The sequence below is a fragment of the Haloferax gibbonsii genome (assembly GCF_001190965.1).
Lineage (GTDB): Archaea > Halobacteriota > Halobacteria > Halobacteriales > Haloferacaceae > Haloferax > Haloferax gibbonsii.
The window spans coordinates 140,347-163,468 of sequence record NZ_CP011949.1 but is presented as its reverse complement, the minus strand read 5'-3'; the positions used below and the strand labels follow the sequence as shown (position 1 = coordinate 163,468).

Here is a 23,122-nt window from a genome sequence, read left to right as displayed (position 1 = left end):
ATGCGCCGATTTCGCCGGATTCTCCGCGGAATCGACGTTTTTCAACCCCCGAACCGAATCGGGGGTTCGATATTCGAATTCGGTCACGAGAACTGACCGGATGGGGTTCCGAACGGACGAAAAGTAGACCCGGAGTCGGCCGACTCGGGCGGGTCGACCCGTGCGGCGGTCGGTTCACTCTCCGTTTTCGTCAGCGCTCTCGTCTGCGTTCGCCTCCCCCGCCCCGTCCCCCTCGTCGTTCGGCGGGAGCGCGTCGACGTCGGTCGCCCGCATGAGCGCGATGACCACGTTGTCGGCGACCTCCGCGGCGAACCGCAGTTCGTCGGTCCGCCACTGCCGCGGCTCGCCGACGTGTTCGTGACAGACGACGCCGACGACCTCGCCGCCCGACCTGACTGTCGCGTCGAGCATCGACGTGATGCCCTTCGGTTCGAGGTAGCCGTTCCGTAGTTCGGCGGTCGCGGGGTCGGTCTGAACGTCGTCGACGCCGAGCGACCGATTCGCCTCCAGCGCCTCGAAGTACGACGGGTAGTTTGACGCAGTTAGCGTCCCCCCGGCCGTGTGCTCGCCCGACACCTGGTCGTACTGGTCGACACAGCGGAGCGTCTCGGCGTCGTCGAACAGCCAGACGCTCGCCCGCTCGACGCTCAGCACCGTCGCCATCGTCTCGGTGATGCGCGGGAGGGCGTCTTCGAACGACCCCGCGATGACCGTCTCGTCGGTCGCGAGGTCGATGAGCGCCCGCCGTTGGCGCTCTCTTCGTTCCCGCTCGCGGTACGCCTCGGTCACGTCGCGGAACACGACGACGACCCCTTCGACTTCCCCGTCGTCGGTCCTGATGGGCGACATGCTGTCTTCGATGTACCGCTCGTCGCCGTCGCTCGTGACGAGTTTCGTTCCCGCGCCGAGTTCGACCGGCCCGCCCGCCTCGGCGACGCGCTGCATCGGGTCGATGCGTTCGCCGGTCTCCGCGTTGACGAGGTGGAACGCGTCAGAAAGCGGCTTGCCGACGGCGGCGTCGGCGTCGTAGCCGGTTATCTCCTCGGCCGTTCGGTTCAGCTGGGTGACCGTCCCGCCGGCGTCGGTGGCGACGACGCCCTCGGCGATGGAGTCGAGGGTGACGCGGAGATGCGCCTCGCGCTCCCGGAGGCGCTGCTCCGCGCGCCTGTGTTCCGTGATTCTGACGAGCGTCTGCCGGAGGACGCCGTACTGCGCCGTCGGGTCGCCGCCCTTCTGGAGGTAGCTGTCCGCGCCGAGATTCAGCGCCTCGATGGCGACCTCCTCGCGGCTCCGCCCGGTGAAGATGACGAAGGGAATGTCGGAGCCGCGCTCGTCGCGGAGCACCGACAGGAGTTCGAGACCCGACATCTCGGGCATCTGGTAGTCGGAGACGACCGCGTCGAACGACTCCCTTTCGAGGAGCGCCAGCGCCCGCTGCGGCGAGTCGGTCGTCTCGACCTCGATACCGTCGTCCGTCGATTCGAGAAACCGCTTCGTCAGCGCCAACAGCCCCTCGTCGTCGTCGACGTAGAGCACGCGTATCGTCGGTGACTCCCCCTCGGTCCCGTCCATGTACTGTCGTGATTCTTCGCTATTGTGTCTGATAACTGTTTGGTGGATTAAATGTTTTCATAGTGTCACGAACCGGCGAGACGGGCGCTCTCGCGGCGTCTCGGTCAGTCGTCGTCGGCGGTCGGCGAGTCGCCGTCCGTCTCGACGCTCGCGCCGTCGCCGTCGCCGTCGATGCGGTCGTAGAGCACGGACTCACCGGGTTTGACCGTCCCGCCGGTCGGGATTCTGACACCCGCGTTCAGCGAGGCGTTGATGCCGGTTTTCACCCCGTCGCCGAGGACGACGCCGTACTTCCGGCGGCCCGAGGAGACGAGTTCGCCCTTGAGCATCTGTCGGACGGGCTCGCCGTCGTGGCGGAGGTTCGCGACCTTGGTCCCCGCGCCGAAGTTCACGTCGCGGCCGAGGAGGCTGTCGCCGACGTACGAGAGGTGACCGACCGTCGCGCCCTCCATCAGGACGCTGTTTTTCACCTCGACCGCGTGGCCGACCTTGGCGTTCTCGCCGACGAGCGTGTGCCCGCGGACGTAGGCGTTCGGTCCGACGGTGGCCCCGCTGCGGACGAGCACCGGCCCCTCGATGACCACGCCGGAGCGAACCGTCGCGCCCTCCTCGACGACGACCGGCCCGTCGAGCTCGGCGCGCTCGGACACGTCGCCGTCGATTCGCGGCTCGAGTTCGCCGAGCTTCCACTCGTTGGCTTCGAGAAGCTCCCACGGTCGCCCCACGTCGAGCCAGCGGTCGAAGGCGACGCCGCGCACGTCGTAGGCCTCGCAGGTCGCCGCGAGTACGTCGGTCAGTTCGAGTTCGCCGCGGTCGCTCTCGTCCACGTCGAGCCAGCCGTGGGCCTCGGCCGGGAAGACGTACGCGCCGGCGTTAACGAGGTCAGACGGCGGGTGTTCGGGTTTTTCCACGACGCCGGTGACGAAGCCCTCGTCGTCGGTGTCGAGGACGCCGTAGGAACTCGGGTCGTCGACGCGGAACGACCCGACCGCGGGCGTCCCCTCGTACAGCGTCGAAAGCGACGGCACGTCGTACAGCGCGTCGCCGTTGAGGACGACGAACGGTTCGTCGGGGTCGAGATGGGGGGCCGCGGCGCGGACCGCGTCGGCCGTCCCGCGCTGTTCCGACTGCACGGCGAACTCGACCGGGACGCCGGCGCGCTCGTCGCCGAAGTAGTCGCGCACGTCATCGGCCTCGTAACCGACGACGAGCGTGATGTCCGTCGCGCCCGCCTCGACGGCGGCGTCGGCGGTGTGTGCGACGAGCGGCCGGTCGGCCACGGGGAGCATCGGCTTGGGTCGGCGGTCCGTGAGCGGACGCATCCGGGTGCCGCGGCCGGCGGCGAGAATGACAGTCTGCATACCTGCGTAAGGAACTCCCCGGAAGAAATTCCTTCGGTCCGGGAAGTACGAGACAGGGACCAATCGCGACGCTGTGGGTTGCCTCTGGTCCACCTACCGTGACCGACTCGAGGTGGTACGGTCGGTACGGCACGTCTCTGTCAATATCAGTCTAACAAAACGCTTGCGAACCCTGCCCCGGATTCGAGTTCGATACTTCGCTCCCGCGCGACGCCGTCGCTCGCGAACGGTTCGAACCACACGGCCCGCGAACGGCGAACGTCTTGGGGTTACGATGGGTTGGAGATTCGCACGACACGCGGCGCCGTGTGTTAGTTAACAGACGAGCGCCAGCGCGTAATAGTTTCGTTCCGCGGCGACGCGAACCGCGTTCGTGGGCGTTATTACCGTCCCACCCTTCGGCTGTGGAGGGTTACGATGGAGATTCGCACAGGACTCTCTTACGGAGACGTATTGCTGGTCCCACAGCGCTCCCCGGTCGACAGCCGGAGCGACGTGGACCTCTCGACCAACGTGACGCCGGACTTGCGCCTCGACACGCCGCTCGTCAGCGCGGCCATGGACACCGTGACCGAAGCGGACCTCGCGGCGGCGCTCTCCGGCCTCGGCGGCCTCGGCGTCGTCCACCGCTTCCTCGACGTGGACGAGCAGGCCGAACAGGTCCGCCGCGTCGCCGAGGCGGGCGGGACCGTCTCGGGCGCGGTCGGCATCAACGAGGACTACCTCGACCGGACCGAGGCGCTCCTCGACGCCGGCGCCGACGCCGTCGTCATGGACATCGCTCACGGGCACATGGAGCGGTGTCTGGACGCCGTCGAACGGATTCGCGACGAGTTCGACCCCGAAATCGTCGCGGGTAACGTCGTCACGCCGGCGGCCGTCGAAGACCTCTGGGAGGCCGGCGCGGGCTGTGTGAAAGTCGGTGTCGGGCCGGGTTCGCACTGCACGACCCGCGAGGTCGCGGGCGCGGGCTATCCGCAGCTCACGGCCGTCTCGGAGTGCGCCGAGCGGGCGCACGACCTCGGCATCCACGTCATGGCCGACGGGGGGATTCGGACCTCCGGCGACGCCGCGAAGGCGCTCATGGCCGGCGCGGACACCGTCATGATGGGGAGCTTCTTCGCCGGCACCGACGAGGCACCGGGCCGCGTCGTCGAGGTCGACGGCGAGACGTACAAGCGCTCCCGCGGGATGGCCTCGACAGAGGCCGCCGACGACCGCGACGACAAACAGAGCGACGTCGACGCGGGCGAGGGCGTCGAGGCGCTCACGCCCCACAAGGGGCCGGTCGAACCGCTCGTCGAGGAGTTCCTCGGCGGGGTTCGCTCGGGTGTGAGCTACTGCGGCGGTCACACTATCCCGGACGCCCGCGAGAAGGCGTCGTTCGTCCGCGTCGCGGCGAGCGCCAAGGAGCGAGAGGGTGCCCACGGCGTCGTCTTCGCCGAGGGTCCCGTCGAGGTCGACGACGAGGTCGAACGCGAGTTACAGGCCCCGATGGCCGACTGACTCGCTCCGCGGCCGGCGACCGGGACACGCGCGGTCCCCGCCCAGCCGACCGCTTCGAGCGGCGGCGCTCTCGACTGCCGCCGCTCTCGACCGCCGCCGCATCCCCTCTCGGCAGTCGCCGGAGCCGAACCGGACACAACAGCATTTATCCGATATATTTGCACATGTATCGGTTTAGTTATCTGTCTGTCTATCCATGACTGACCGCGTGACGAAGCGAATCGAACGGACGTTCAGCGTCTAATATACGGGGATGAATCAGTGATGCTGTTGTGGGCTCGATGCCACAATAACGCCGTCAGATGGTGATTTGAGGTGATTAGCTCAGGCTGACGAACGTATTCCCTCGGCCGGTCACAGTCGTGTCGCTACGGTTGACTGGCCACCTTTCTCGCGTTTTGATTCCCGTTTCGAAAAGAACTATCAAATTGTAGGCTGTATCTGATTTTCTTATATATTCGTCAGGAGTGAATCGCCTCGAAGCTACCGACTCGCGAGCCAGTCGCCCCGTGTTACGAATGTCGGGGCCGACTCTCTCGGAGATGCGTTACAAGCATAAGTGTGTAATCTGATTCCGCGCTCGGTCGACTCGGTCTCCGGACACCGGATGTCGCGCACGTCAACCGTCAAATATCGCACGAAATACAGCACAGCCGAACGGACGTTCGTCACTGCGAGGCGATTACGAGTACGTCGCGCGGATGCCGATGACGCGGGCGGCCTGCGTCACCATCTCCGGCACTTCCGTGTGGTACCACTCGCCTTTCATCCGGGTGGTGGGACCGGAGACGCTGATAGAGCCGAGAATGGTCCCGTCGTCGGAGAGAATCGGCGCGCCGACCGCCCGCATGCCGGTGATGCGCTCTTCGTCGTTGAAGGCGTAGCCGCGCTCGCGAATCGTCGCCAACTCGGCTTCGAGGGCGTCGCGGTCGTCTATCGTCTTCGTCGTCAGCCGCGTCAGTTCGCCGTCGAGAATCTCGTTTCGGCGCTCCTCGTCGCAGAAGGCCAGGTAGGACTTGCCGACCGACGTGGTGTGGAGGTCGACCGTCGTGCCGATGTGCGAGTCGGTCTGGAGGCCCTGTTCGGACTTCACCTGATAGATGTAGACGCCGCGGCCGTTCTCCTCGACCATCACCTGTCCGCGCTCGCCGACGGCCTCGACGAGGTCGTCCATCTCGCCGATGGAAGCGTGATACAGCGCGTGTCGCGTCCGTGCGTGGTCGCCGAGGTCGAGGAACTTCAGACCCAGCGCGTACTCGTCGCCCTGCCTGACGACGTAGCCGAGCTCCGCGAGCGTCTTGAGGTGGTTGTGGGCCGTGCTCTTCGAGATGCCGAGGTCGTTCGCTATCTCCGACACCCCGCTCGCGTCGTGGTCTCTGATGTGTTCGACGATGCCGAACGACGTTTTCGTAGCGCCGATTGTCCCGGCCGTCTCGCGCCCGTCCGTGTTCATAGTTATCAATGACTGAGTGCGGTAATAATTGTTGGCGTTTCGTTCGGGGAACCCGAACGAGCGTTCGGACTAGTCCCGCGTCAGCGCGGCGACGGTCTCGCGGACCGGACTCGAATCCACCGCCGAGAGCGCGTCGAGCGCCTCGTCTGCGGCGTCGTCGCCGAGACCGAACGCGAGCAGGTCGCGGTTGCGCGAGGCGAGGTCGGCCCCCGAGAGCGGGTCGCGGTAGTCGCCGCGGGGGTACTCGCGCTCGCCGACGTAGCGGCTCCCGTCGCGGGCGGTCACTTCGACGCGCGCGCCCCAGTCGTCGGGGAACGCCCGCTCGAACGCCTCGTCCGCGTGCAGGTGGACGCGCTCCGAGAGCGCCTGTACGGCCTCGTCGCCGAGCGCGTCTTCGAGGAAGTGGTCGAGTTCGACGCGTCCGTCCGCGACCCAGCGGGCGAGAACGTACGGCGTCGAGAACTTCGCCGCGGTGAGCGTCTCGGGTCGCGCGTGGCTCATATCGACGCCGTTGCGGTAGGTGTACACGTCGATTCGGTCCACGTCGGCGGGCGTGAGGTCGTCCGCACCGGCGTCCCGCAGGGCGTCGAGCGGGGCGTGGGTGTAGCGACACGACGGGTACGGCTTCTGGTAGGCCTCGGTAATCCACCAGTCGTCGCCGAGCGAGTCGAAGAGGGCGGCGAACTCGCCGTCACCGAGGAGCGTCTCGAACGGGTCGTAGACGGCCTCCATCGCTGCGGGCGACCCGCGGAGTCCGGCGGCGGTCAGCGTCGCGGCGCTCACGCCGGCCTGCGCGGAGAAGCCGGCGGTGACGTTCCGCGACGGCGCGCCCTCGGCGAAGGGGTCGTGCATGGAGACGACCGCGAGATTCAGCGCGGTGCGGACCGTCTCGCGCACTTCGTCGGGCGACTGCCCCGCGCAGACGGCGGCGGTCAGCGCCGGTCCGAGCGTCGTCCACGTCGAGTGCGGGTCGCGGACGAGCCACGGAATCGCCTCGTTCATCCGGGCCTTCATCGCGAAGATGGCGTACTCGAAGCGCGCGCACAGCTCGTAGGAGCGGACGCAGGCGTCCACGAACGTCTCGCCGTCGACGTCGCGGGCCTCGGCGACGCCCACCGCGCCCGCGACGATGCTCGCGCCCACGTGGCCGCCCCGGTTGTGGCCCTCCTCTATCTCCTGTGTTATCGCCGCCGTCGCGTTCAACAGCGCCGCCTGCGACGGGTCGACGCGGCGGTCGGTCCCGAGGACGGACGCCGGGCCGTCGGCCAGCGCCGCGTCGCGGAAGACGCCCGCGTGCTGCGGGGCGGCCGCCCCCGCGACGGTCGCCGCGAGCACGTCCGCGACGATTCGCGCCCCGTCGGCGCGCACGCCGTCGGGTATCTCGCCGGTCAGAAAGCGGTACACCTGTCGTTCCCAGTCTCGGACTGGCTCCTGTGAAATCATGGTCTGAATGCGTGGTCGAAAGGGTGCTCAGGCCCGTGTGAGGGCGCAGAGCACGCGGGGGGCGGCGGGTTCGGTCGCCGCGGTCCAGAGGTCGTCGACGCCGCCGTCGCCGATGACGGGCGCGACGAGCCGGTCGAACTTCGCTCGGAGTTCCGATTCGGTGAAGGGGTCACGCTCGCCGCCGCGGGCGGCGCGCACCTCGCGGGCGTACCGCTCGCCGTCGCTCGTCTCGACGGTGACGCGCGCGCCGCGCTCGTCGGGGGCGCGGGCCGCGAACTCCTCGGTGGCGACCACGTCGACGCGGCGGGCGAACCCGAGCGCGGCCTTCGTGAGCGCCTCGTCGGTGAACGCCTCCTTGCCGGTCTCGCCGGCCGTCAGCGCCGAGGCGACGGCGAAGGGGAGAGAGAACTTCGCCTGCAACGCGTTCTCGGGCGCGGGGTCCGACAGCGCCGCCGCCGCGGGGTACGTCTCGACGCTGACCGACTCGATGTCGGACGCGTCGACGCCCGTCTCGTCGACGAGGAGCGCCACGGCGTCGAGGGCGGCGTGGGTGTAGCGGCAGGCCGCGTGGACCTTGAAGTAGCCGCGCTCGAGTTCCCAGCGCTCGCCGAGTCCGTCGGCGAGGGCGCTCCGGTCGGGACCGTCCGCGGCCACGGGTTCGAGGTGTCGCGCCACGCCGTCGTCGAGACCGGTGAACCCCGATTCGGCCTGGTCGACCGCGAGGAGGCCCGAGAGGTTGCTCATCCCGACGTAGCCGTTCCTGACTGTCGCGCCCTCCGTGGCCGCCTCGAACCGGGTGTGCTGGGCGTAGTTCGCCGCCATGCGCATCGCGTCGAGCGTCGTCTCGGCGTCGAGGCCGCGGAGCCGGGAGACGGCCGCGGCGGTGCCGACGCCGCCCCAGACGCCGTGGGGGTGCAGGCCGTCGGCGAGCGGGACGACCGTCTCGGCGGCGCGGACCGCCGCCTCGTAGCCGGCGACGAACGCCGTCAGGAACTCGTCGCCGCTGCGGTAGGCCGACTCGCCGTCCGCGAGGAGCGCGGGGAGGACGTGAATCGCGGGGTGGCCGGCCGCGAAGCGGTGGCCCTCGTCGAGTTCGAGGACGCTCCCGGCGGCCGCGTTGACGAACGCGGCGCGGTACGCCGAGGTCCGCTCGCCCGCGGTCCCCATGATGGTCGATTCGCCGCCGTTCTCGTCGGCCCACCGGCGCGCCAGCGCGGCGACCGCGGGGTCCGACGCGCCGCCCAGCACCGCGCCGATGGTGTCGGCGACGACGAGGGACGCGCGGTCGGCGACCGACGCGGGGAGGTCGCCCCGGTCGAGGTCGGACACGAACGACGCGAGCGCTTCGTCGGTCATCTCACACCCCGAGGTACGCCTCGACGACGCCCTCGTCTTCGAGGAGTTCGTCGCCGTCGGCGGTCATGCTGATGCGGCCGTTCTCCATGACGTAGCCCCGGTCGGCCAGCTTGAGCGTCTGCTGGACGTTCTGTTCGACCATGAGGACCGTCATGCCCTGCGCGTGGATGTCCTCGATGACGTCGAACACCTCCTGAACGAGGTGCGGCGCGAGCCCGATGGAGGGCTCGTCGAGGATGAGTAGGTCGGGTTCGCCCATGAGCGCGCGGGCGAGGGTCAGCATCTGCTGTTCCCCGCCGGACATGGTGCCGGCGCGCTGGTTCTTGCGCTCCGCGAGCCGGGGGAACAGCTCCAGCATCTCGTCGAGGTTCTCCCTGCGGTCCGCCTTCGCCTCCTCGGTCTGCGCGCCGAGAAGCAGGTTGTCGATGACGGTCATGTTGGTGAACAGGTCGCGGTTCTCGGGGACCTGCACGATGCCGCGCTCGACGATTTCGTGGGACGCCTTCGAGTGAATCGCCTCGCCGCGGTAGGTTATCTCGCCGCGGCTCGGCGAGAGGATGCCGCAGATGGTGCGCATCGTCGTCGTCTTGCCCGCGCCGTTCGAGCCGATGAGCGCGACGATTTCGCCCTCGTCGACGTGCATGTCGACGCCGTGGAGCACCTCGATGTCGTCGTAGCCGGCGCGGACGCCGCTCAGTTCAAGCATCGACGTCGAACCCCCCGATGTAGGCCTCGATGACGCGGTCGTCTTCGACCACCGTCTCGGGCGCGCCGAAGGCGATGCCCTTCCCTTGGTCCAGCACTTTCACGTAGTCCGAGATGTTCATGATGGCTTTCATGTCGTGTTCGATGATGAGGAGGCTCGTCCCGCGCTCGCGGAGTTGGCGGAACAGGTCGAGCATCTGGTTCGACTCCGACGGGGTGAGCCCCGCCATAATCTCGTCGAGGAGCAGGATTTCCGGCCGCGTCGAGACGGCGCGGGCGAGTTCGAGGCGCTTCTGTGCGCCCACGGTGAGTTCGCCCGCCTCCTCTTCGGCCTTGTCCGCGAGCCCGACGAATTCGAGGGTCTCCATGGCGATTTCGCGCGCCTCGCCCCGGCGGCGGGTGTGGATGTGCGCGCCGACCATCGCGTTCTCGACGACGGTCAGTTCCTCCAGCGGGCGCGTGATTTGGAACGTCCGCGCCAGCCCCGCCCGCGCGATTTTGTGCGCCGGGAGGCCGGAGATGACCTCGCCGTCGAGCCTGACGGTCCCGCTCGTCGGCGGGAACGCCCCGCTGATGCAGTTGAACAGCGTGGTCTTGCCCGCGCCGTTCGGCCCGATGAGGCCGATAATCTCGCCGCGGTTGACGGTCATGTCCACGTCGTCGAGCGCCTGCAGGCCGGAGAAGCGCTTGCCGACGCCCTCGACCGACAGAATCTGCTCGCCGTCGCGGTCGATGTCGGCGTCCGCGTCGTCGACGCTCTGCGCGTTCGTCTCGTCTGCCGACATCACTCGTTCACCTCCTCGTCACCGCGGACGCGCTCCCAGAGCGCGCGCGCCTGGCTCGGCCAACTGACGACGCCGCGCGGCGAGTAGATGACGATGGCCACGAGGAACGCGCCGTAGATGATGCGGTCGAGGCCGTTGATGTCGGAGAACGTCGTCCGCGCGATCTCGCTGACCGGCGTGACGATGAACGAGCCGACGATGGGGCCCAGAAGCGTCCCCGGCCCGCCGACGACGGCGGGGAGGAGCAGTTCGACGTTCTTGAACAGCGCGAACACGGTGTCGGGGCGGATGGTGTTGAAGTACATCGACCAGTAGGCACCGCCGAGGGCGGTGAAGAAGGCGCTGACGGCGACGCCGATGAGCTTGTACCGGAAGCTCGGCACGCCGACGCTGGCGGCGGCCCGCTCGTCCTCGCGGATGGCGAAGAAGTACAGCCCGACCCACGAGTTCTTGATGAGCCACGAGACGAGCGTCACGACGAGCAGGAAGCCGACGATGAGGTAGTAGTACGGCAGGTCGTTCTGGAACTGGAAGGCGACGAGGCCGTACTCCGCGCCGTAGTCCCGCGGGAACGCCTTGAAGTAGCCGTTGGCCCCGCGGAGCTCCGACATGTTGGTGACGACGAAGCGGAGCAGTTCCGCGAACGCGAGCGTCGCCAGCGCGAAGTAGTGGCCCTGCAGTTTGAAGCGGAACGAGAGCGCGCCGATGATGAGCCCGTACCCCCCGGCCAGCACGCCGCCGACGAGCATTCCGATCCAGGGGTTCACCGCGGCGTCGACGACGAGCGCCTGCGTGGCGTACGCGCCGATGCCGAAGAACGCCGCGTGCCCGAAGGAGAACTGCCCGGTGTAGCCGGACATGATGTTCCACGCCTGGGCCGTGTAGGCGTAGATGACCGTGAGGATGAGCACTTTCAGGCTCAACAGCGCCGCGAGTTCCATCCCGGCGACGTCGATTTCGATAATCGTCGGGAGCGCCGCGAGCAGGCCGAACAGCGCGACGCCCTTCACCAGCGGGGCGTACCGCTGGTCGTCGAACGTCCGGTAGCGGTCGCGGACGGACTCGATTGCGCTCACGCCTCAGCACCTCCGAAGAGGCCCTCGGGCTTGACGAGGAGCGTCCCGATGAAAAGCAGGAAGATGAGCACCTGCGCGGTGGTCCCGGGGAGGTAGTAGCCGCCGAACACCTGAATCATCCCGACGATGAGGCCGCCGACGAACGCGCCGGGGAACGAGCCGAGGCCGCCGAGGATGACGATGACGAAGGCGTTGATGAGGTACGTCTCGCCCGTGAAGGGGTCGAACCGCTGGAACAGCGCGATGGAGCCGCCGGCCACGCCGGCCAGCGCCGCGCCGATGCCGAAGGTGAGGTAGTTGATGCGGCGGACGTTGATGCCGACGTAGCGCGCGCCGTCGCGGTTGTCGGCCGTGCCGCGAATCTTCCGGCCGAGGTCGGTCCGGTTCAGGAACGCCCGCACGGCGAGCATCGTCCCGAGCGCGATGACGAGCGCGTAGAACTGCCCGAGCGGGATGAAGACGCCGCCGACCTGTATCGACCCGAGCGAGAGTTCGACCTGCTGGGGGTCGGGCGTGAACACGATTTCGATGGCCGACTGGATGATAAAGAGGACGCCCAGCGTGGCGATGAGCTGGTTCTGCTGGGGGGCCTCGATGATGGGTTCGACCGTGAGTACGTGGACGACCACCCCGAGGACGAACAGCACTGCGGCGGCGATGGGGATGCCGAGGAACGGGCTGATACCCGCCATCTCGGAGACCAACCACACCGAGTACATCCCGACGACGAGGAAGACGCCGTGGGCGAAGTTGATGACGTCCATCACGCCGAATATCATGGTCAGCCCGAGCGCCGTCAGCGCGTAGACGCCCCCGAGCAGGAGGCCGAACGCGAGCAACTGCAGGAGGACGGGCTCCAGGTTGGTGATGTCGGTCAGGAACTGTACGAACGGGTCGATGAATCGGCCGAGGCCACCGCCCTGCAGCGGCAGCGGCGCGACCGATGTGACTAGGTGTCCCATGCGGTTTCTACGCTCGGGAATTGTTGGCAACCCCCATAAAAGGTGGCTATCTTTCGGGACGGTTCGTTGACGTGACGGGCGCGAGGGCCGCGGTCAGACCTGCGGGTCGGCCTCCGCGTACTCCTCGGGGTAGACGACCTTGACCGAGAGGTCCTGAACCTGGTTCACCGGGCCGAGCGCGTTGACGTTCTCGCCCTGGTCGTCGAACTCGATAGCGCCCATCGCGGAGATGTGGTCCTCGTAGCTGAGGCCCTTGAGCGCCTCGTTGATGTCGTCGGGTTCGACGCTGCCGGCCTCCTCGACCGCCTGGATGATGACCTCGGCCGCGGTGTAGGCCATCCCGACCGACGCCGAGAACTCCTGGTCGTAGTTGTCGAGGAACTGCGAGCGGACCTCGGCGGTCTTGTCGACCGTCGGGTTCAGCGCGTAGTTGTTGTCCAGCACGCCGTTTGCGAACTCGCCGATGTCGCTGACGGCGTCGTCGTCGGTGAACGTCGCGGACGCGGACGCGGTCAGGTACGGCGGCCGGTAGTCCTGGTCCTGCAGCGCCTGCGCGAGCAGGACGCCGCCGGCGACGTAGGTCGTTGCGATGATGGTGTCGGGGTCGGCGCTCCGGAGCCGCGACACCTGCGTGTTGGCGTTCGACGCGCCGAACTCGATGGCCGTCTCCTCGACGATTTCGACGTTCTGCTCGGGGAGGAACTCGCGGAGGCTGTCGCGAATCGCCTGTCCGTAGCTGTTGTTGATGTAGAACAGCCCCGCCGTGTCGATGGTGCCGCCGCCGTCGCGGATGACCGACGGCACGAGGTCCGCGTAGTCGCTCGCCAGCCGGCGCGCCGGGGGCTGGGGCCGGTAGACGTAGTTGAAGTCGCGGCCCTGCAGGATGTTGTCCGCCGCCGCGATGGAGATGACGAACGGGACGCCCTGCCGTTCTGCGACCTGCGTCGCCGCCGTCGTCACCGGCGAGGAGTAACAGCCGGTGAGGACGTGCGCGCCCTCGCTGAGCAGTTCCTCGCTGACCTGTCCGCCGAGTTCCTGTGCGCCCTGGTTGTCGCCCTCGATGACGGTCACTTCCGCGCCGTCGAGCGACTCGATGCCGCCCTCCTCGTTTTTCCGCATCGCGGCGAGTTTGATGGCGTTGCTCATCCCGACGCCCGTCGCGGCGAGACTGCCCGAAAGCGGGTGGTTCGAGCCGATGATGACCTCGTCGACGGACTGCTCGGGCGTCCCCGTCGTGGTGCCCGTGTCGCCGCCGGACCCGCCCGAGTCGCCGCCGGAGTCGCCGCCCGAATCGCCGCCGCCGTTTCCGGCGTCGTCGCTCGCACAGCCGGCTAATGTCAATGCCGCGACGCTCGCGCCCGTTGCTTTGAGGAAGCGCCGCCTGTTGCTCGTCGAAGACTTGAGAGTCTTACCCATGGCAATCAATCACGAGGTTGGTGCCAATTGTAATAAATGCTATCGTACTCGTGTTGTCACGTTCCGAAGATATTCCCGCGTCGAGTCGGTTGAGCCGGTCGAGTCGGCCGAGTCCGCGCGTCAGTCGAGCGACTCGCGTGCGTGGATGCCGGCGAGGCGGCCGTAGCCGAGCGCGGTCGTCAGCCCGTTACCGGAGAGGTAGCCGCCCGCGCCGTGGCCGCTGATACCGCAGGCCGTGCCGCCGCCGGCGTAGAGGTTCTCGACGATGCTCCCGTCGGTCCGGAGGACGCGCCCGTCTCCGTCGACGACGAGGCCGCCCTGCGTGTGGAAGAGCGCGCCGGTGACTTTGGTCCCGTAGAAGGGCGCTTCCAGCGGGTTCGCGCCGTCGACGCGGCCCACCTCGTCCGGTTCGCCCGCCGCGGCGGCCTCGTTGTAGTCGGCGACCGTCTCCGCGGCGCGCTCGCCGTCGGCACCGAGCCGCTCGGCGAGGTCGGCGACCGAGTCGTCGCTGTGGTAGGTCCCCTGTTCGATGGCCTCGTCGAAGTCCTCGAACTGCCCGCGGAGTCGTTCGAAGATGCGCTCGTCGAACAGTTGAATCGCCTGCCCGCCGGGCTGTTTGAGCACCGAGATGGCGAACTCGCTGTACCCCGCGGACTCGTCGCCGAACCGCTCGCCGTCCTGATTCACGAGGATGCCCCCGTTCATCGTGACCGCGTAGGTCGAGAGCATGCCCGTCTGGCTCGCCACCGTCGCGTGGCCCTGATAGGCGTCCATGCAGGCGAGTTCGCCGCCGAGTTCCGCGCCGAAGCGGACGCCGTCGCCGGTGTTGCCGTCAGCGCCGAAGTACAGCGCCCGTTCGATGTCCTCCTCGCAGTAGTCGGTGACCATCTCGCGGTTGCCGGCGAAGCCGTCGGTGGCGAGGATGACCTTCTCGGCCTCGATGGCCTCGTCGTGGCCGAGGCCGGCGACGACGCCCCGGACCGCGCCGTCGTCGGCGACGAGTTGCTTCACGGGCGCGTTCGTCAGGAGTTCGATGTTCGGCGTCGACTCGACGCGCTCGACCAGTTCGGCGACGAGGTTCTCGCCGTTTCGACCCTCCGGCGCGTGCATCCGGTACTCGGAGTGCTTGGGATACTTGAAGTCGTCCACGATGTGGAGCGTGACGTCCCAGTCGTCGACGAGCCAGTGGATGAGGTTCGTGCTCTCCTCGCAGAGGTACCGCACGCGCTCCTCGTCGGCCTCGTAGTCGTTTTTCTCCAAGATGTCGCGGGCCATGTCGGCGGGCGTCTCCTCGATGCCGGCCTCGCGCTGGAGTCGCGTCCCCGCCGCGGGAATCATCCCCGTCGAAAGCGAGGTGTTCCCGCCGCATTCGGGCGCTTTCTCCAGCACCGTCACGCGAACGTCGGGGTTCTCGCTGGCCGCGAGCGCGGCGACGAGGCCGGTCCCCCCGCCGCCCGCGACGAGCACGTCCGTGTCGATGTCCCACTCGATGTCGTCGACCGAGACGACTTCGGCGACGCCGTCGCTCGGCGTCCGCCGGGCTAGTTCGTCCATGCACTCTGCTAGGTAGACTCTATCGTAAAACTACCGCCTCCGGCGGTGACGGTTCCCCACGAACCTCTCGATTCCGCCGGTCTCGGCGGTGCGTGCGTGTGTAGACTCGTTCGCTGTTGCATCATCGTTCGCCGTTGCGTCGTCCGCTGTCGCTCCGTCTCGGACGTTCAGGAATAACAGATAGTCAGGAATACCGGAGTGAAAAATTATGTGGGTTGAGAACACGCATAGCGCATGGACTCGCCACGAGACATCGTCGAGGAGTTCTTCGACCGGATGGAAGACGACCGCAGGGACACCGTCGGAGACCTGTTCGCCGAGGACGCCGTCATCTCCCTGCCGGGTGCGACCTTCGAGGGACCGACCGCGGCCTACGACTTCCTCGCGCATCTCGAACCGCGGTACGAGTGGGCGGCCAAGGAGTTCGACCGCTGGATAGAGGCGGGCGACACCGTCGTGAGCACGGGGTCGCTCTACGGCGTCGACAACGACGGCGCGGAGTTTTCGGACGTTCGCTACGTCGATATCTACGTCGTCCGCCGGGGCCTCATCGAGCGCCTCGACATCTGGAACGACCTCGCCGTCGACGGCGTCGTCCCGGTCGAGGACGCGGCCGCAGTCCCGGCGGAGGAATGAGCGACCGAACCGCGGTTCTGTTCGCGCTCCGCGACGACCCCTCGCTCGTCGTCCGCGCCGAGGAACTCGGCTACGAGTCGGCGTGGGCCGCCGAGGGGCAGGGAAAGACCGCCTTCGGAAAGCTCGAACGCTGGGCCGTCCACACCGACGAAATCGGCCTCGCGACGGGCATCGTCAACGTGTTCTCGCGGACGCCGGCGGCGCTCGCGGCGGCCGCGGCGACCCTCGACGACCACTCGGACGGCCGCGCGATTCTCGGCCTCGGCGTCGCCCACCCCGGCGTCGTCGAGACGTTCCACGGCGTCCCCTTCGACCGCCCGCTGTCGCGCCTCCACGAGTACGTCGAACTCGTGCGGCGCTACCTCCGCGGCGACGCCGACTCCTTCGACGGGGAGTTCTTCTCGCCCGAGCGCACGAGTTTCTGGGACGCCTTCGAACCCGTCCGGGAAGAGATACCAATCTATAACGGCGCGCTCGGGCCGGCGAACGTCCGACTCACCGGGCAGGTCGCCGACGGCTGGCTCCCGAACCTCTACCCCCGCCCGCAGTTCGAGGAGGCGCTGGAGTGGCTCGACACCGGGGCCGCCCGAACCGGCCGCGACCGGAGCGACGTGGACGTGGCGATGTACGTCCTCACGGCCGTCCACGACGACCCCGACGAGGCGCGCCGGGCGGCGGCCGAACACGTCGCGTACTACCTGCGGGACGTGCCGGGCTACTACGACCGCGCGGCCGAGCAGGCCGGCTTCGGCGACGAGGTCGAGGCGGTCCGCGCCGCGCCGACGACCGAGGCGGGGGCGCGCGAACTCTCGGCCGACTTCCTCGACCTCGTGGCGCTCGTCGGCACGCCCGACGACGTGCGGGGGCGACTCGCCGAACTCCGCGAGATGGGCGTCGACCTCCCGGTCGTCCGCGCGCCCGCCGGCGTCGACCGCGAGTGGGTGGCGCGGACGCTGGAGGTGTTCGCCCCGTAACATGACCCCGGCGAACCGTGCCGTACTTTTATGCTGGATGCCACCGCATCTCAGGCGAAGCGAGTCATGACAGACCGTATCTGGGAGGACCTGCTATCTGAACAGGATAAACAGGTCATCACGAAGGCTGGTTACGACAAGGAGGGCGCCTCGTCGTGGGAGTCCCGCGGCATGGGCGAGAACCCGATGGTTCTCGTCATCGACATGCAGCGGCTCATCGTCGGCGAGAACGTCCCCATCCTCGACGCTATCGAGGAGTATCGCACCGCGATGGGCGACATCGCGTGGGACGCCATCGAGCACATCGACCCGTTCCTCGATTTCGCGCGTGAGCAGGGGCTTCCGGTGACGTACACCCGGGTCGTCCCGTCGAGCTACGACGACGCCGACCACCCCGACCTCGACATCGTCGACCCGGTCGCGCCCGAGGAGGGCGACACCGTCGTCGACAAGTCCTACGCGTCGGCGTTCTACGGGACCGACCTGCTCTCGCGGCTCGTCCGCGGCGGCCACGACTCGGTCATCATCGTCGGCAACTCCACGAGCGGGTGCGTCCGGGCCACCGCGGTCGACGCCAAGCAGAACGGCCTCAGCGTCGTCCTGCCGCAGGAGTGCATCTTCGACCGCATCGAGGCGTCGCACAAGATCGGCCTCCTCGACCTGTGGATGAAGTACGCCGAGGTGCTCGAGACCGAGGCGGTCGAGGAGTGGGTCGAGACGCTATGACCCACGACCTCGTCATCTCGAACGGCACCGTCGTCACCCCCGAACACGGCACCTTCGAGGCCGACGTCGCGGCCGACGGCGAGACCATCTCCGCCATCGCCGCGCCCGGCACGCTCTCGGGCGAGACGGAAATCGACGCGACGGGCAAGCACGTGCTCCCGGGCGCGATCGACCCGCACACCCACCACGGCATCTACCGCGGGCTGGAGGCGGACGCCGAGTCCGAGTCCAAGTCCGACCTCGTCGGCGGCGTGACCACCATCGGGAACTACTTCCGCCGGGCCGGGGCCTACGAGGACATCATGCCGGGCTACTTCGACGAGGCGGAGCCGAACTACTACCACGATTACTTCTTCTCGCTCGGCCTGCTCTCGATGGAGCACGTCGAGGAGATACCAACCATCATCGAGGAGTTCGGCATCACGACGTTCAAGTGGTACATGAACTACAAGGACGCCGCCCGCGAGAAGTTCGGCGTCGACTGCGACATGCACGACGACTTCGGCGACGCGTTCGTCCAGAAACTCGCCGAACAGGACGTGCCGACGACGCTCGGCTACCACTCCGAGAACGTCGAAATCACGAACGCGCTCGCCGGCGGCAACGTCTACGTCACCTCCGAGTCCGACGACACCGACGCCGACGCCGACGAGGGCTACGAGGTGATGGTCGAGGAGTTCCCCGGCTATGCCGAGACTCAGAGCATGGTCGCCGGGGCCGCGCTCGCCAAGGTCCACGGCTACGACGACCGCTTTTACGCGGTCCACATCTCCGCCGGGGGGACGGCCGACGAACTCGCCGCGCTCCACGACGCGGGCTACCGGGCGTGGGGCGAGACGTGTATCCACTACCTCGCGCTCACCACCGAGGAGTGCGACGAGCGCATGAAAGTCAACCCGCCGGTTCGGTCGAAAGCCGACCAAGAGACGCTCTGGAAGCGCCTCGCCGACGGCACTATCTCCACTATCGGGACCGACCACTGCGCCAACCTCGCGGAGAACAAGTTCGGTGAGGGCATCCGCGACAGCCTGCTCGGCTTCCCCTCGACGCCGGTGATGCTCCCCCTCATCCTCTCGGAGGGCGTCAACGAGGGCCGCATCTCGCTCGAACGCGCCGTCGAGGTCACGAGCACCAACGCGGCGAAGGCGTTCAATCTCTACCCCAAGAAGGGGACGGTCAGAGTCGGCAGCGACGCCGACCTCGCCGTCGTCGACCTCGACGAGACGAAGACGGTCACGCCGGAACTGTTACACAGCGTCAGCGGCTACTCCCCCTACGAGGGTCGAGACGTCACCGGCTGGCCGACCCAGACCGTCGTGAAGGGCGAACTCGCCTACGACGACGGCGAGATTGTCGGCACGAAGGGCCACGGCACGCACATCGACCGGCCGGTGTGAACCGGCCACCCGCCGCGGCGACCGAAAAGGGAGTCGACGACGCTGACTGACCGGCCACGCGGGAGCCCGGGGGCGCGGCCCGACCCGCCGCACAGACGACCGGGCGCGCGGACACGCACACGCACCACCTGACGACCACCACACGCGACACAGAACGAGAAGACACACACGACATGACGAACGACACGAACGGACCACTCGACGGCCTCGTCGTCCTCGAAGCCGGGTCGATGATATCCGGCCCGACCGTCGGCCGCTTCCTGGCCGACTTCGGGGCGACGGTCATCAAAATCGAACACCCGGCGTTCGGCGACCACATCCGCCGGTTCGGTCCACAGAAAGACGGCGTCGGCCTCTGGCACAAGTACCTCTCGCGGAACAAGCAGTCTATCACCCTGAACATCTCCACCGAGGAGGGCGCGGCGGTGTTCGAGGACCTCGTGAGCGAGGCCGACCTCCTCATCGAGAACTTCCGACCCGGCACGCTCGAACGCTGGGGCGTCGGCTGGGAGCGACTCTCAGATGTCAACGACGACCTCGTGATGCTCCGGATGTCCGGCTTCGGCCAGACCGGCCCGTATTCCGAGCGCCCCGGCTTCGGGACGCTCGCGGAGGCCATGTCCGGCTTCGCCTACCTCAACGGCTTCCCCGACTCGCCCCCGCTGCTCCCGCCGACCGGTCTCGCCGACAACATCGCGGCGCTGTTTTCGACGTTCGCGGTGATGTTCGCGCTCTACCACCGCGACGTCCACGGCGGCGGCGGCCAGTACATCGACACGAGCCTCATCGAACCCATCTTCGGCCTGCTCGGCCCGCAACCGCTCCGCTACGACCAACTCGGCGAAATCGAGTCGCGGTCGGGCAACCGCTCGACCTCGTCGGCCCCGCGGAACGTCTACCGGACGGGCGACGACCGCTGGGTCGCCATCTCCGCGAGCGCGCAACCGCTCGCGGAACGGACCTTCGACGCCATCGACCGGCCCGACCTGAAGGACGACCCGCGGTTCGAGACCAACGAGGACCGACTGGAACACGTCGACGAACTCGACGCCATCATCCAAGGCTGGATGGACGACCACAGCCGCGAGGAGGTGCTCGCGGCGTTCGAGGAGGCCGACGCGACGCTCGCGCCGGTGTACAACGTCGAGGACATTCTCAACGACGAGCACTACGCGGCGCGCGAGGCGTTCCTGACGGTCGACGACCCGGACCTCGGCGAGGCGGTCGTGCAGAACGCCTTCCCGAAGTTCTCGGAGACGCCGGGGCGGGTCGACCACCTCGGCCCGTCGCTCGGCGAACACAACGACGCGGTCTACCGCGACCGACTCGGCTACGACGAGTCGGTGCTTTCGGACCTCGAAGCGGAGGACGTGATATGAGCCTCCTCGACTCGCTTCCCGAGCGCGTCCACGTCGTCGAGATGCTGCCCCGCGACGGGTTCCAGCGCCTCGACGAGTTCGTCCCGACCGACGAGAAAGTCGAGATAATCGACGCCCTCTCGGAGACGGGCGTGGACGAAATCGAGATTTCGTCGTTCACCCACCCGAAGGCCGTCCCGACCTTGCGGGACGCCGACGAGGTGGCCAAGAGAATTACCCGCCGCGACGGCGTGACCTACCGGGCGCTCGTCCCCAACCTCCGGGGCATGGAACGCGCCGTCGAGGCCGAGGTTGACAAGGTGAACGCGCTCGTCACGGTGAGCGAGACCTACACGAGGAAAAACCAGAACCGTACCCGCGAGGAGGTGCTCGCGGAGATGGACGACATCGTCGACCTCGCCCACGACCACGGCATCGAGGTCGAAGCCGGGATGGGGACGAGCTTTTATTGCCCCTACGAGGGCGCAATCGACCCGGCGGAGACGCTCGCGGTCGTCGACAGCGTCGTCGACTCCGGCGTCGACGAGGTGACGCTGGCGACGACGATGGGCCTCGCCAACCCGGTCGAAATCACGGAGCGCTTCACCGCCGCGTTCGAGGCGCACCCCGGCCTCGACATGGGCCTGCACCTCCACGACACGAACGGGATGAGCCTCGCCAACACGCTGGCCGCGATGGCCGTCGGCGTCGACCGCTTCGACGCCTCGGTCTGCGGCCTCGGCGGCGGCGTCGTCCTCCCCGGCGACATGTCCGGCGTCGGCAACACGCCGACCGAGGACCTCGTCCAGATGCTCGAACGAATGGGCGTCGGCCACGGCGTCGACTTCGGCCGCATCGAGGCGGCCGCCCACGACGTGTCCGACCGACTGGGCCTCGGTCTGACGAGTCACGTCCTCGCCGGCGGCACGGTCGAGGGCGTCCTCGACACCGTCGCGGCCGACCAGGAGGTGGACTGAGATGTCCGGCAAGACCCTCGCGGAGAAACTGCTCTCGGCGAAGTCCGGCACCGACGCCCGCGCCGGCGACTACGTCGAAGCCGACGTGGACGTGGCGATGGCCCACGACATCACCGGGCCGCTCGCGTTCCGGACGTTCGACGAGGTGACGGGCGACGACGGCGAGCTGTTCGCGCCCGACCGGACCGTCTTCACCATCGACCACCACGCCCCCGCGGACGGGGTGCAGGCCGCGAACAACCACAACGCGGTCCGCGAGTTCGCGGCGAAACACGGCGCGCACCAGTTCGACGTGGGCGACGGCATCTGCCACGCCGTCCTCGTCGAGGAGGGCTTCGTCGGTCCCGGTGACCTCGTCATCGGCGCGGACTCCCACTCGACGACCTACGGCGGCATCGGCGCGTTCGGGACCGGCGTCGGCTCGACCGACCTCGGGACCGCGCTCGCGACGGGCGAACTCTGGTTCCGCGTCCCGAAGACGCTGCGCTTCGAGGTCGAGGGCGACCTCCAAGACGGCGTCTACGCGAAGGACCTCATCCTGCGTTTCATCGGCGACGTGGGCTTCGACGGCTGTACCTACATGGCCGCCGAGTACGCCGGGAGCACCATCGAGTCGCTCCCGATTCACGAGCGCCTCGTCCTGTCGAACATGGCAATCGAGATGGGCGGCAAGACGGGCCTCGTCGCGCCCGACGAGCGGACCGAGTCGTACCTCGAACGCCAGACCGGCAACGAAGTCGACCTCGACGACGCGTTCGTCTCCGACGACGACGCCGACTACCAGGCGGTCCACAGCTACGACGCGGCCGCCCTCGCCCCGCAGGTCTCGAAGCCGTCGAACCCCGAGAACGCGGTCGACGTGACCGAGGTCGCGGGCACCGAAATCGACCAGCTGTTCGTCGGCACCTGCACGAACGGCCGGTACGAGGACATCAAAATCGTCGCGGACATCCTCGCGGGCGAGACCATCGCCCCGAACGTCCGGATGGTCGTCGTCCCCGCCTCGAAGTCCGTCTACCAGCACATGCTCGGGACGGGCGTCTTCCAGACGCTCACCGACGCCGGCGCGGTCATCCAGAGCGCTGGGTGCGGCCCCTGTGCGGGCTACCACCAGGGCGTCCTCGGTGACGGCGACGTCTGTCTCGCCACCGCGAACCGGAACTTCCCCGGCCGCGAGGGGTCGATGGAGTCGTCGGTCTACCTGTCGAGTCCGGCGACCGTCGGCGCGAGCGCGCTGTACGGCGAAATCACGGACCCCCGCGAGGTCGAGACGAAACGCTACGACGACACGGTGTTCGCGGAGGTGCTGCCATGACGGACGCGTTCGCCGGCGACGGCGGCCGCCCGGACCCCGCTGAACCCGGTCGCGCGTGGGTCTTCGGCGACAACATCGACACCGACCAGATAACCCCGTCGCGCTTCATCGTCTCGTCGGACCCCGACGAACTCGCCACCCACGCCTTCGAGGACCTCAGACCCGAGTTCTCCGAGTCGGTCGAACCCGGTGACTTCGTCGTCGCCGGCGAGAACTTCGGCAGCGGGTCGTCGCGGGAGCACTCGCCGCTGTCGCTCGTCGGCGCGGGCGTCTCGGCGGTCGTCGCGCAGTCGTTCGCGCGCATCTTCTTCCGCAACGCCATCAACCTCGGCCTGCCGGTGCTCATCTGCCCCGGCGCGGACGCCATCGAGGACGGCGACGAGATTCACGTCGACCTCGACGCGGGCGTCGTGACGAACCACACGCGAGACGAAACGTACGAGGCGGAGGCGCTCCCCGAGTTCCTCCAGTCGCTCGTCGAACAGGGAGGGCTGAAAGCCTACACGAAGGCGAAACTCGACGGCTGAGCGGGCACTCGGCTCACGTCACA

20 protein-coding genes are annotated in these 23,122 nt (G+C 68.1%); 9 read left to right on the top strand and 11 right to left on the bottom strand.

Features of this window, described 5'->3' with window-relative positions; translation table 11 throughout:
- Nucleotides 1-174 precede the first annotated feature (174 nt).
- Together ABY42_RS17680 and glmU are read right to left on the bottom strand one after the other, a co-directional pair.
- Nucleotides 175-1,572: a response regulator gene (locus ABY42_RS17680; protein WP_004978166.1), complete on the bottom strand. Its 1,398-nt coding sequence runs from the start codon at nucleotides 1,570-1,572 to the stop codon at nucleotides 175-177.
- Nucleotides 1,573-1,676: 104 nt separating this feature from the next.
- Nucleotides 1,677-2,933: a bifunctional sugar-1-phosphate nucleotidylyltransferase/acetyltransferase gene (gene glmU / locus ABY42_RS17675; protein ID WP_004978167.1), complete on the bottom strand. Its 1,257-nt coding sequence runs from the start codon at nucleotides 2,931-2,933 to the stop codon at nucleotides 1,677-1,679.
- A gap of 417 nt (nucleotides 2,934-3,350) precedes the next feature.
- Here glmU and ABY42_RS17670 point away from each other — a divergent pair, with 417 nt between their 5' ends.
- Complete coding sequence (locus ABY42_RS17670; RefSeq protein ID WP_082220722.1) at nucleotides 3,351-4,439, top strand: guanosine monophosphate reductase; 1,089 nt, start codon at nucleotides 3,351-3,353, stop codon at nucleotides 4,437-4,439.
- A gap of 682 nt (nucleotides 4,440-5,121) precedes the next feature.
- Here the strand turns inward: ABY42_RS17670 and ABY42_RS17665 are convergent.
- From ABY42_RS17665 to ABY42_RS17625, 9 genes are all read right to left on the bottom strand, one after another.
- A complete protein-coding gene (locus tag ABY42_RS17665) occupies nucleotides 5,122-5,892 on the bottom strand; it encodes an IclR family transcriptional regulator (protein WP_004978172.1) in 771 nt (256 codons plus the stop codon).
- A 69-nt stretch (nucleotides 5,893-5,961) separates the two neighbouring features.
- Nucleotides 5,962-7,335, bottom strand: coding sequence for an MmgE/PrpD family protein (locus tag ABY42_RS17660; RefSeq protein ID WP_050460330.1), 1,374 nt, complete (start codon nucleotides 7,333-7,335; stop codon nucleotides 5,962-5,964).
- Nucleotides 7,336-7,362: 27 nt separating this feature from the next.
- Nucleotides 7,363-8,691: an MmgE/PrpD family protein gene (locus ABY42_RS17655; protein WP_050460329.1), complete on the bottom strand. Its 1,329-nt coding sequence runs from the start codon at nucleotides 8,689-8,691 to the stop codon at nucleotides 7,363-7,365.
- A 1-nt stretch (nucleotide 8,692) separates the two neighbouring features.
- Nucleotides 8,693-9,397, bottom strand: a complete 705-nt coding sequence (locus ABY42_RS17650; RefSeq protein ID WP_004978179.1) for an ABC transporter ATP-binding protein — start codon at nucleotides 9,395-9,397, stop codon at nucleotides 8,693-8,695.
- Nucleotides 9,390-10,181 carry an ABC transporter ATP-binding protein gene (locus ABY42_RS17645; protein ID WP_004978182.1) on the bottom strand — a complete coding sequence of 264 codons (792 nt, stop codon included), beginning with the start codon at nucleotides 10,179-10,181 and terminating at the stop codon, nucleotides 9,390-9,392. Before ABY42_RS17645 ends, ABY42_RS17650 begins: the two co-directional genes overlap by 8 nt.
- A complete protein-coding gene (locus ABY42_RS17640) occupies nucleotides 10,181-11,257 on the bottom strand; it encodes a branched-chain amino acid ABC transporter permease (RefSeq protein ID WP_050460328.1) in 1,077 nt (358 codons plus the stop codon). Before ABY42_RS17640 ends, ABY42_RS17645 begins: the two co-directional genes overlap by 1 nt.
- Nucleotides 11,254-12,219 (bottom strand): branched-chain amino acid ABC transporter permease, encoded by a 966-nt coding sequence (locus tag ABY42_RS17635; RefSeq protein ID WP_004978186.1) that lies wholly within the window; start codon nucleotides 12,217-12,219, stop codon nucleotides 11,254-11,256. The genes ABY42_RS17640 and ABY42_RS17635 overlap by 4 nt, the downstream gene beginning before the upstream one ends.
- Before the next feature lie 93 nt (nucleotides 12,220-12,312).
- Complete coding sequence (locus ABY42_RS17630; RefSeq protein WP_049905301.1) at nucleotides 12,313-13,635, bottom strand: ABC transporter substrate-binding protein; 1,323 nt, start codon at nucleotides 13,633-13,635, stop codon at nucleotides 12,313-12,315.
- Nucleotides 13,636-13,755: 120 nt separating this feature from the next.
- Nucleotides 13,756-15,189: an FAD-dependent oxidoreductase gene (locus ABY42_RS17625; protein WP_004978189.1), complete on the bottom strand. Its 1,434-nt coding sequence runs from the start codon at nucleotides 15,187-15,189 to the stop codon at nucleotides 13,756-13,758.
- Between the two features lie 234 nt (nucleotides 15,190-15,423).
- Between ABY42_RS17625 and ABY42_RS17620 the strand changes: the two genes are divergently transcribed.
- From ABY42_RS17620 to ABY42_RS17585, 8 genes are all read left to right on the top strand, one after another.
- Complete coding sequence (locus ABY42_RS17620; protein WP_050460327.1) at nucleotides 15,424-15,825, top strand: nuclear transport factor 2 family protein; 402 nt, start codon at nucleotides 15,424-15,426, stop codon at nucleotides 15,823-15,825.
- Nucleotides 15,822-16,799 (top strand): LLM class flavin-dependent oxidoreductase, encoded by a 978-nt coding sequence (locus ABY42_RS17615; RefSeq protein WP_004978194.1) that lies wholly within the window; start codon nucleotides 15,822-15,824, stop codon nucleotides 16,797-16,799. The genes ABY42_RS17620 and ABY42_RS17615 overlap by 4 nt, the downstream gene beginning before the upstream one ends.
- Before the next feature lie 66 nt (nucleotides 16,800-16,865).
- The gene (locus tag ABY42_RS17610; RefSeq protein ID WP_050460326.1) at nucleotides 16,866-17,525 is read left to right on the top strand and encodes an isochorismatase family protein; all 660 of its coding nucleotides are present in this window, start codon (nucleotides 16,866-16,868) and stop codon (nucleotides 17,523-17,525) included.
- Nucleotides 17,522-18,922, top strand: a complete 1,401-nt coding sequence (locus ABY42_RS17605) for a dihydroorotase (RefSeq protein WP_050460325.1) — start codon at nucleotides 17,522-17,524, stop codon at nucleotides 18,920-18,922. The genes ABY42_RS17610 and ABY42_RS17605 overlap by 4 nt, the downstream gene beginning before the upstream one ends.
- Nucleotides 18,923-19,095: 173 nt before the next feature.
- Entirely contained in the window at nucleotides 19,096-20,301 is a 1,206-nt protein-coding gene (locus ABY42_RS17600) for a CaiB/BaiF CoA transferase family protein (RefSeq protein ID WP_050460324.1), read from the top strand.
- Nucleotides 20,298-21,257 carry a hydroxymethylglutaryl-CoA lyase gene (locus ABY42_RS17595; RefSeq protein WP_050460323.1) on the top strand — a complete coding sequence of 320 codons (960 nt, stop codon included), beginning with the start codon at nucleotides 20,298-20,300 and terminating at the stop codon, nucleotides 21,255-21,257. The genes ABY42_RS17600 and ABY42_RS17595 overlap by 4 nt, the downstream gene beginning before the upstream one ends.
- A 1-nt stretch (nucleotide 21,258) precedes the next feature.
- A complete protein-coding gene (locus tag ABY42_RS17590) occupies nucleotides 21,259-22,572 on the top strand; it encodes a 3-isopropylmalate dehydratase large subunit (RefSeq protein ID WP_050460322.1) in 1,314 nt (437 codons plus the stop codon).
- Entirely contained in the window at nucleotides 22,569-23,099 is a 531-nt protein-coding gene (locus ABY42_RS17585; RefSeq protein WP_004978212.1) for a 3-isopropylmalate dehydratase small subunit, read from the top strand. The genes ABY42_RS17590 and ABY42_RS17585 overlap by 4 nt, the downstream gene beginning before the upstream one ends.
- Nucleotides 23,100-23,122 lie beyond the last annotated feature (23 nt).

What these genes read in the sequence shown, in the direction of transcription:
- ABY42_RS17660 (WP_050460330.1), bottom strand. Translation starts at nt 7,335, where the DNA reads ATGATTTCACAGGAGCCAGTCCGAGACTGGGAACGACAGGTGTACCGC.
- ABY42_RS17615 (WP_004978194.1), top strand. Translation starts at nt 15,822, where the DNA reads ATGAGCGACCGAACCGCGGTTCTGTTCGCGCTCCGCGACGACCCCTCG.
- ABY42_RS17585 (WP_004978212.1), top strand. Translation starts at nt 22,569, where the DNA reads ATGACGGACGCGTTCGCCGGCGACGGCGGCCGCCCGGACCCCGCTGAA.
- ABY42_RS17650 (WP_004978179.1), bottom strand. Translation starts at nt 9,397, where the DNA reads ATGCTTGAACTGAGCGGCGTCCGCGCCGGCTACGACGACATCGAGGTG.
- ABY42_RS17620 (WP_050460327.1), top strand. Translation starts at nt 15,424, where the DNA reads ATGGACTCGCCACGAGACATCGTCGAGGAGTTCTTCGACCGGATGGAA.
- ABY42_RS17590 (WP_050460322.1), top strand. Translation starts at nt 21,259, where the DNA reads ATGTCCGGCAAGACCCTCGCGGAGAAACTGCTCTCGGCGAAGTCCGGC.
- ABY42_RS17600 (WP_050460324.1), top strand. Translation starts at nt 19,096, where the DNA reads ATGACGAACGACACGAACGGACCACTCGACGGCCTCGTCGTCCTCGAA.
- ABY42_RS17625 (WP_004978189.1), bottom strand. Translation starts at nt 15,189, where the DNA reads ATGGACGAACTAGCCCGGCGGACGCCGAGCGACGGCGTCGCCGAAGTC.
- ABY42_RS17635 (WP_004978186.1), bottom strand. Translation starts at nt 12,219, where the DNA reads ATGGGACACCTAGTCACATCGGTCGCGCCGCTGCCGCTGCAGGGCGGT.
- ABY42_RS17610 (WP_050460326.1), top strand. Translation starts at nt 16,866, where the DNA reads ATGACAGACCGTATCTGGGAGGACCTGCTATCTGAACAGGATAAACAG.
- ABY42_RS17645 (WP_004978182.1), bottom strand. Translation starts at nt 10,181, where the DNA reads ATGTCGGCAGACGAGACGAACGCGCAGAGCGTCGACGACGCGGACGCC.
- glmU (WP_004978167.1), bottom strand. Translation starts at nt 2,933, where the DNA reads ATGCAGACTGTCATTCTCGCCGCCGGCCGCGGCACCCGGATGCGTCCG.
- ABY42_RS17665 (WP_004978172.1), bottom strand. Translation starts at nt 5,892, where the DNA reads ATGAACACGGACGGGCGCGAGACGGCCGGGACAATCGGCGCTACGAAA.
- ABY42_RS17605 (WP_050460325.1), top strand. Translation starts at nt 17,522, where the DNA reads ATGACCCACGACCTCGTCATCTCGAACGGCACCGTCGTCACCCCCGAA.
- ABY42_RS17655 (WP_050460329.1), bottom strand. Translation starts at nt 8,691, where the DNA reads ATGACCGACGAAGCGCTCGCGTCGTTCGTGTCCGACCTCGACCGGGGC.
- ABY42_RS17670 (WP_082220722.1), top strand. Translation starts at nt 3,351, where the DNA reads ATGGAGATTCGCACAGGACTCTCTTACGGAGACGTATTGCTGGTCCCA.
- ABY42_RS17680 (WP_004978166.1), bottom strand. Translation starts at nt 1,572, where the DNA reads ATGGACGGGACCGAGGGGGAGTCACCGACGATACGCGTGCTCTACGTC.
- ABY42_RS17630 (WP_049905301.1), bottom strand. Translation starts at nt 13,635, where the DNA reads ATGGGTAAGACTCTCAAGTCTTCGACGAGCAACAGGCGGCGCTTCCTC.
- ABY42_RS17595 (WP_050460323.1), top strand. Translation starts at nt 20,298, where the DNA reads ATGAGCCTCCTCGACTCGCTTCCCGAGCGCGTCCACGTCGTCGAGATG.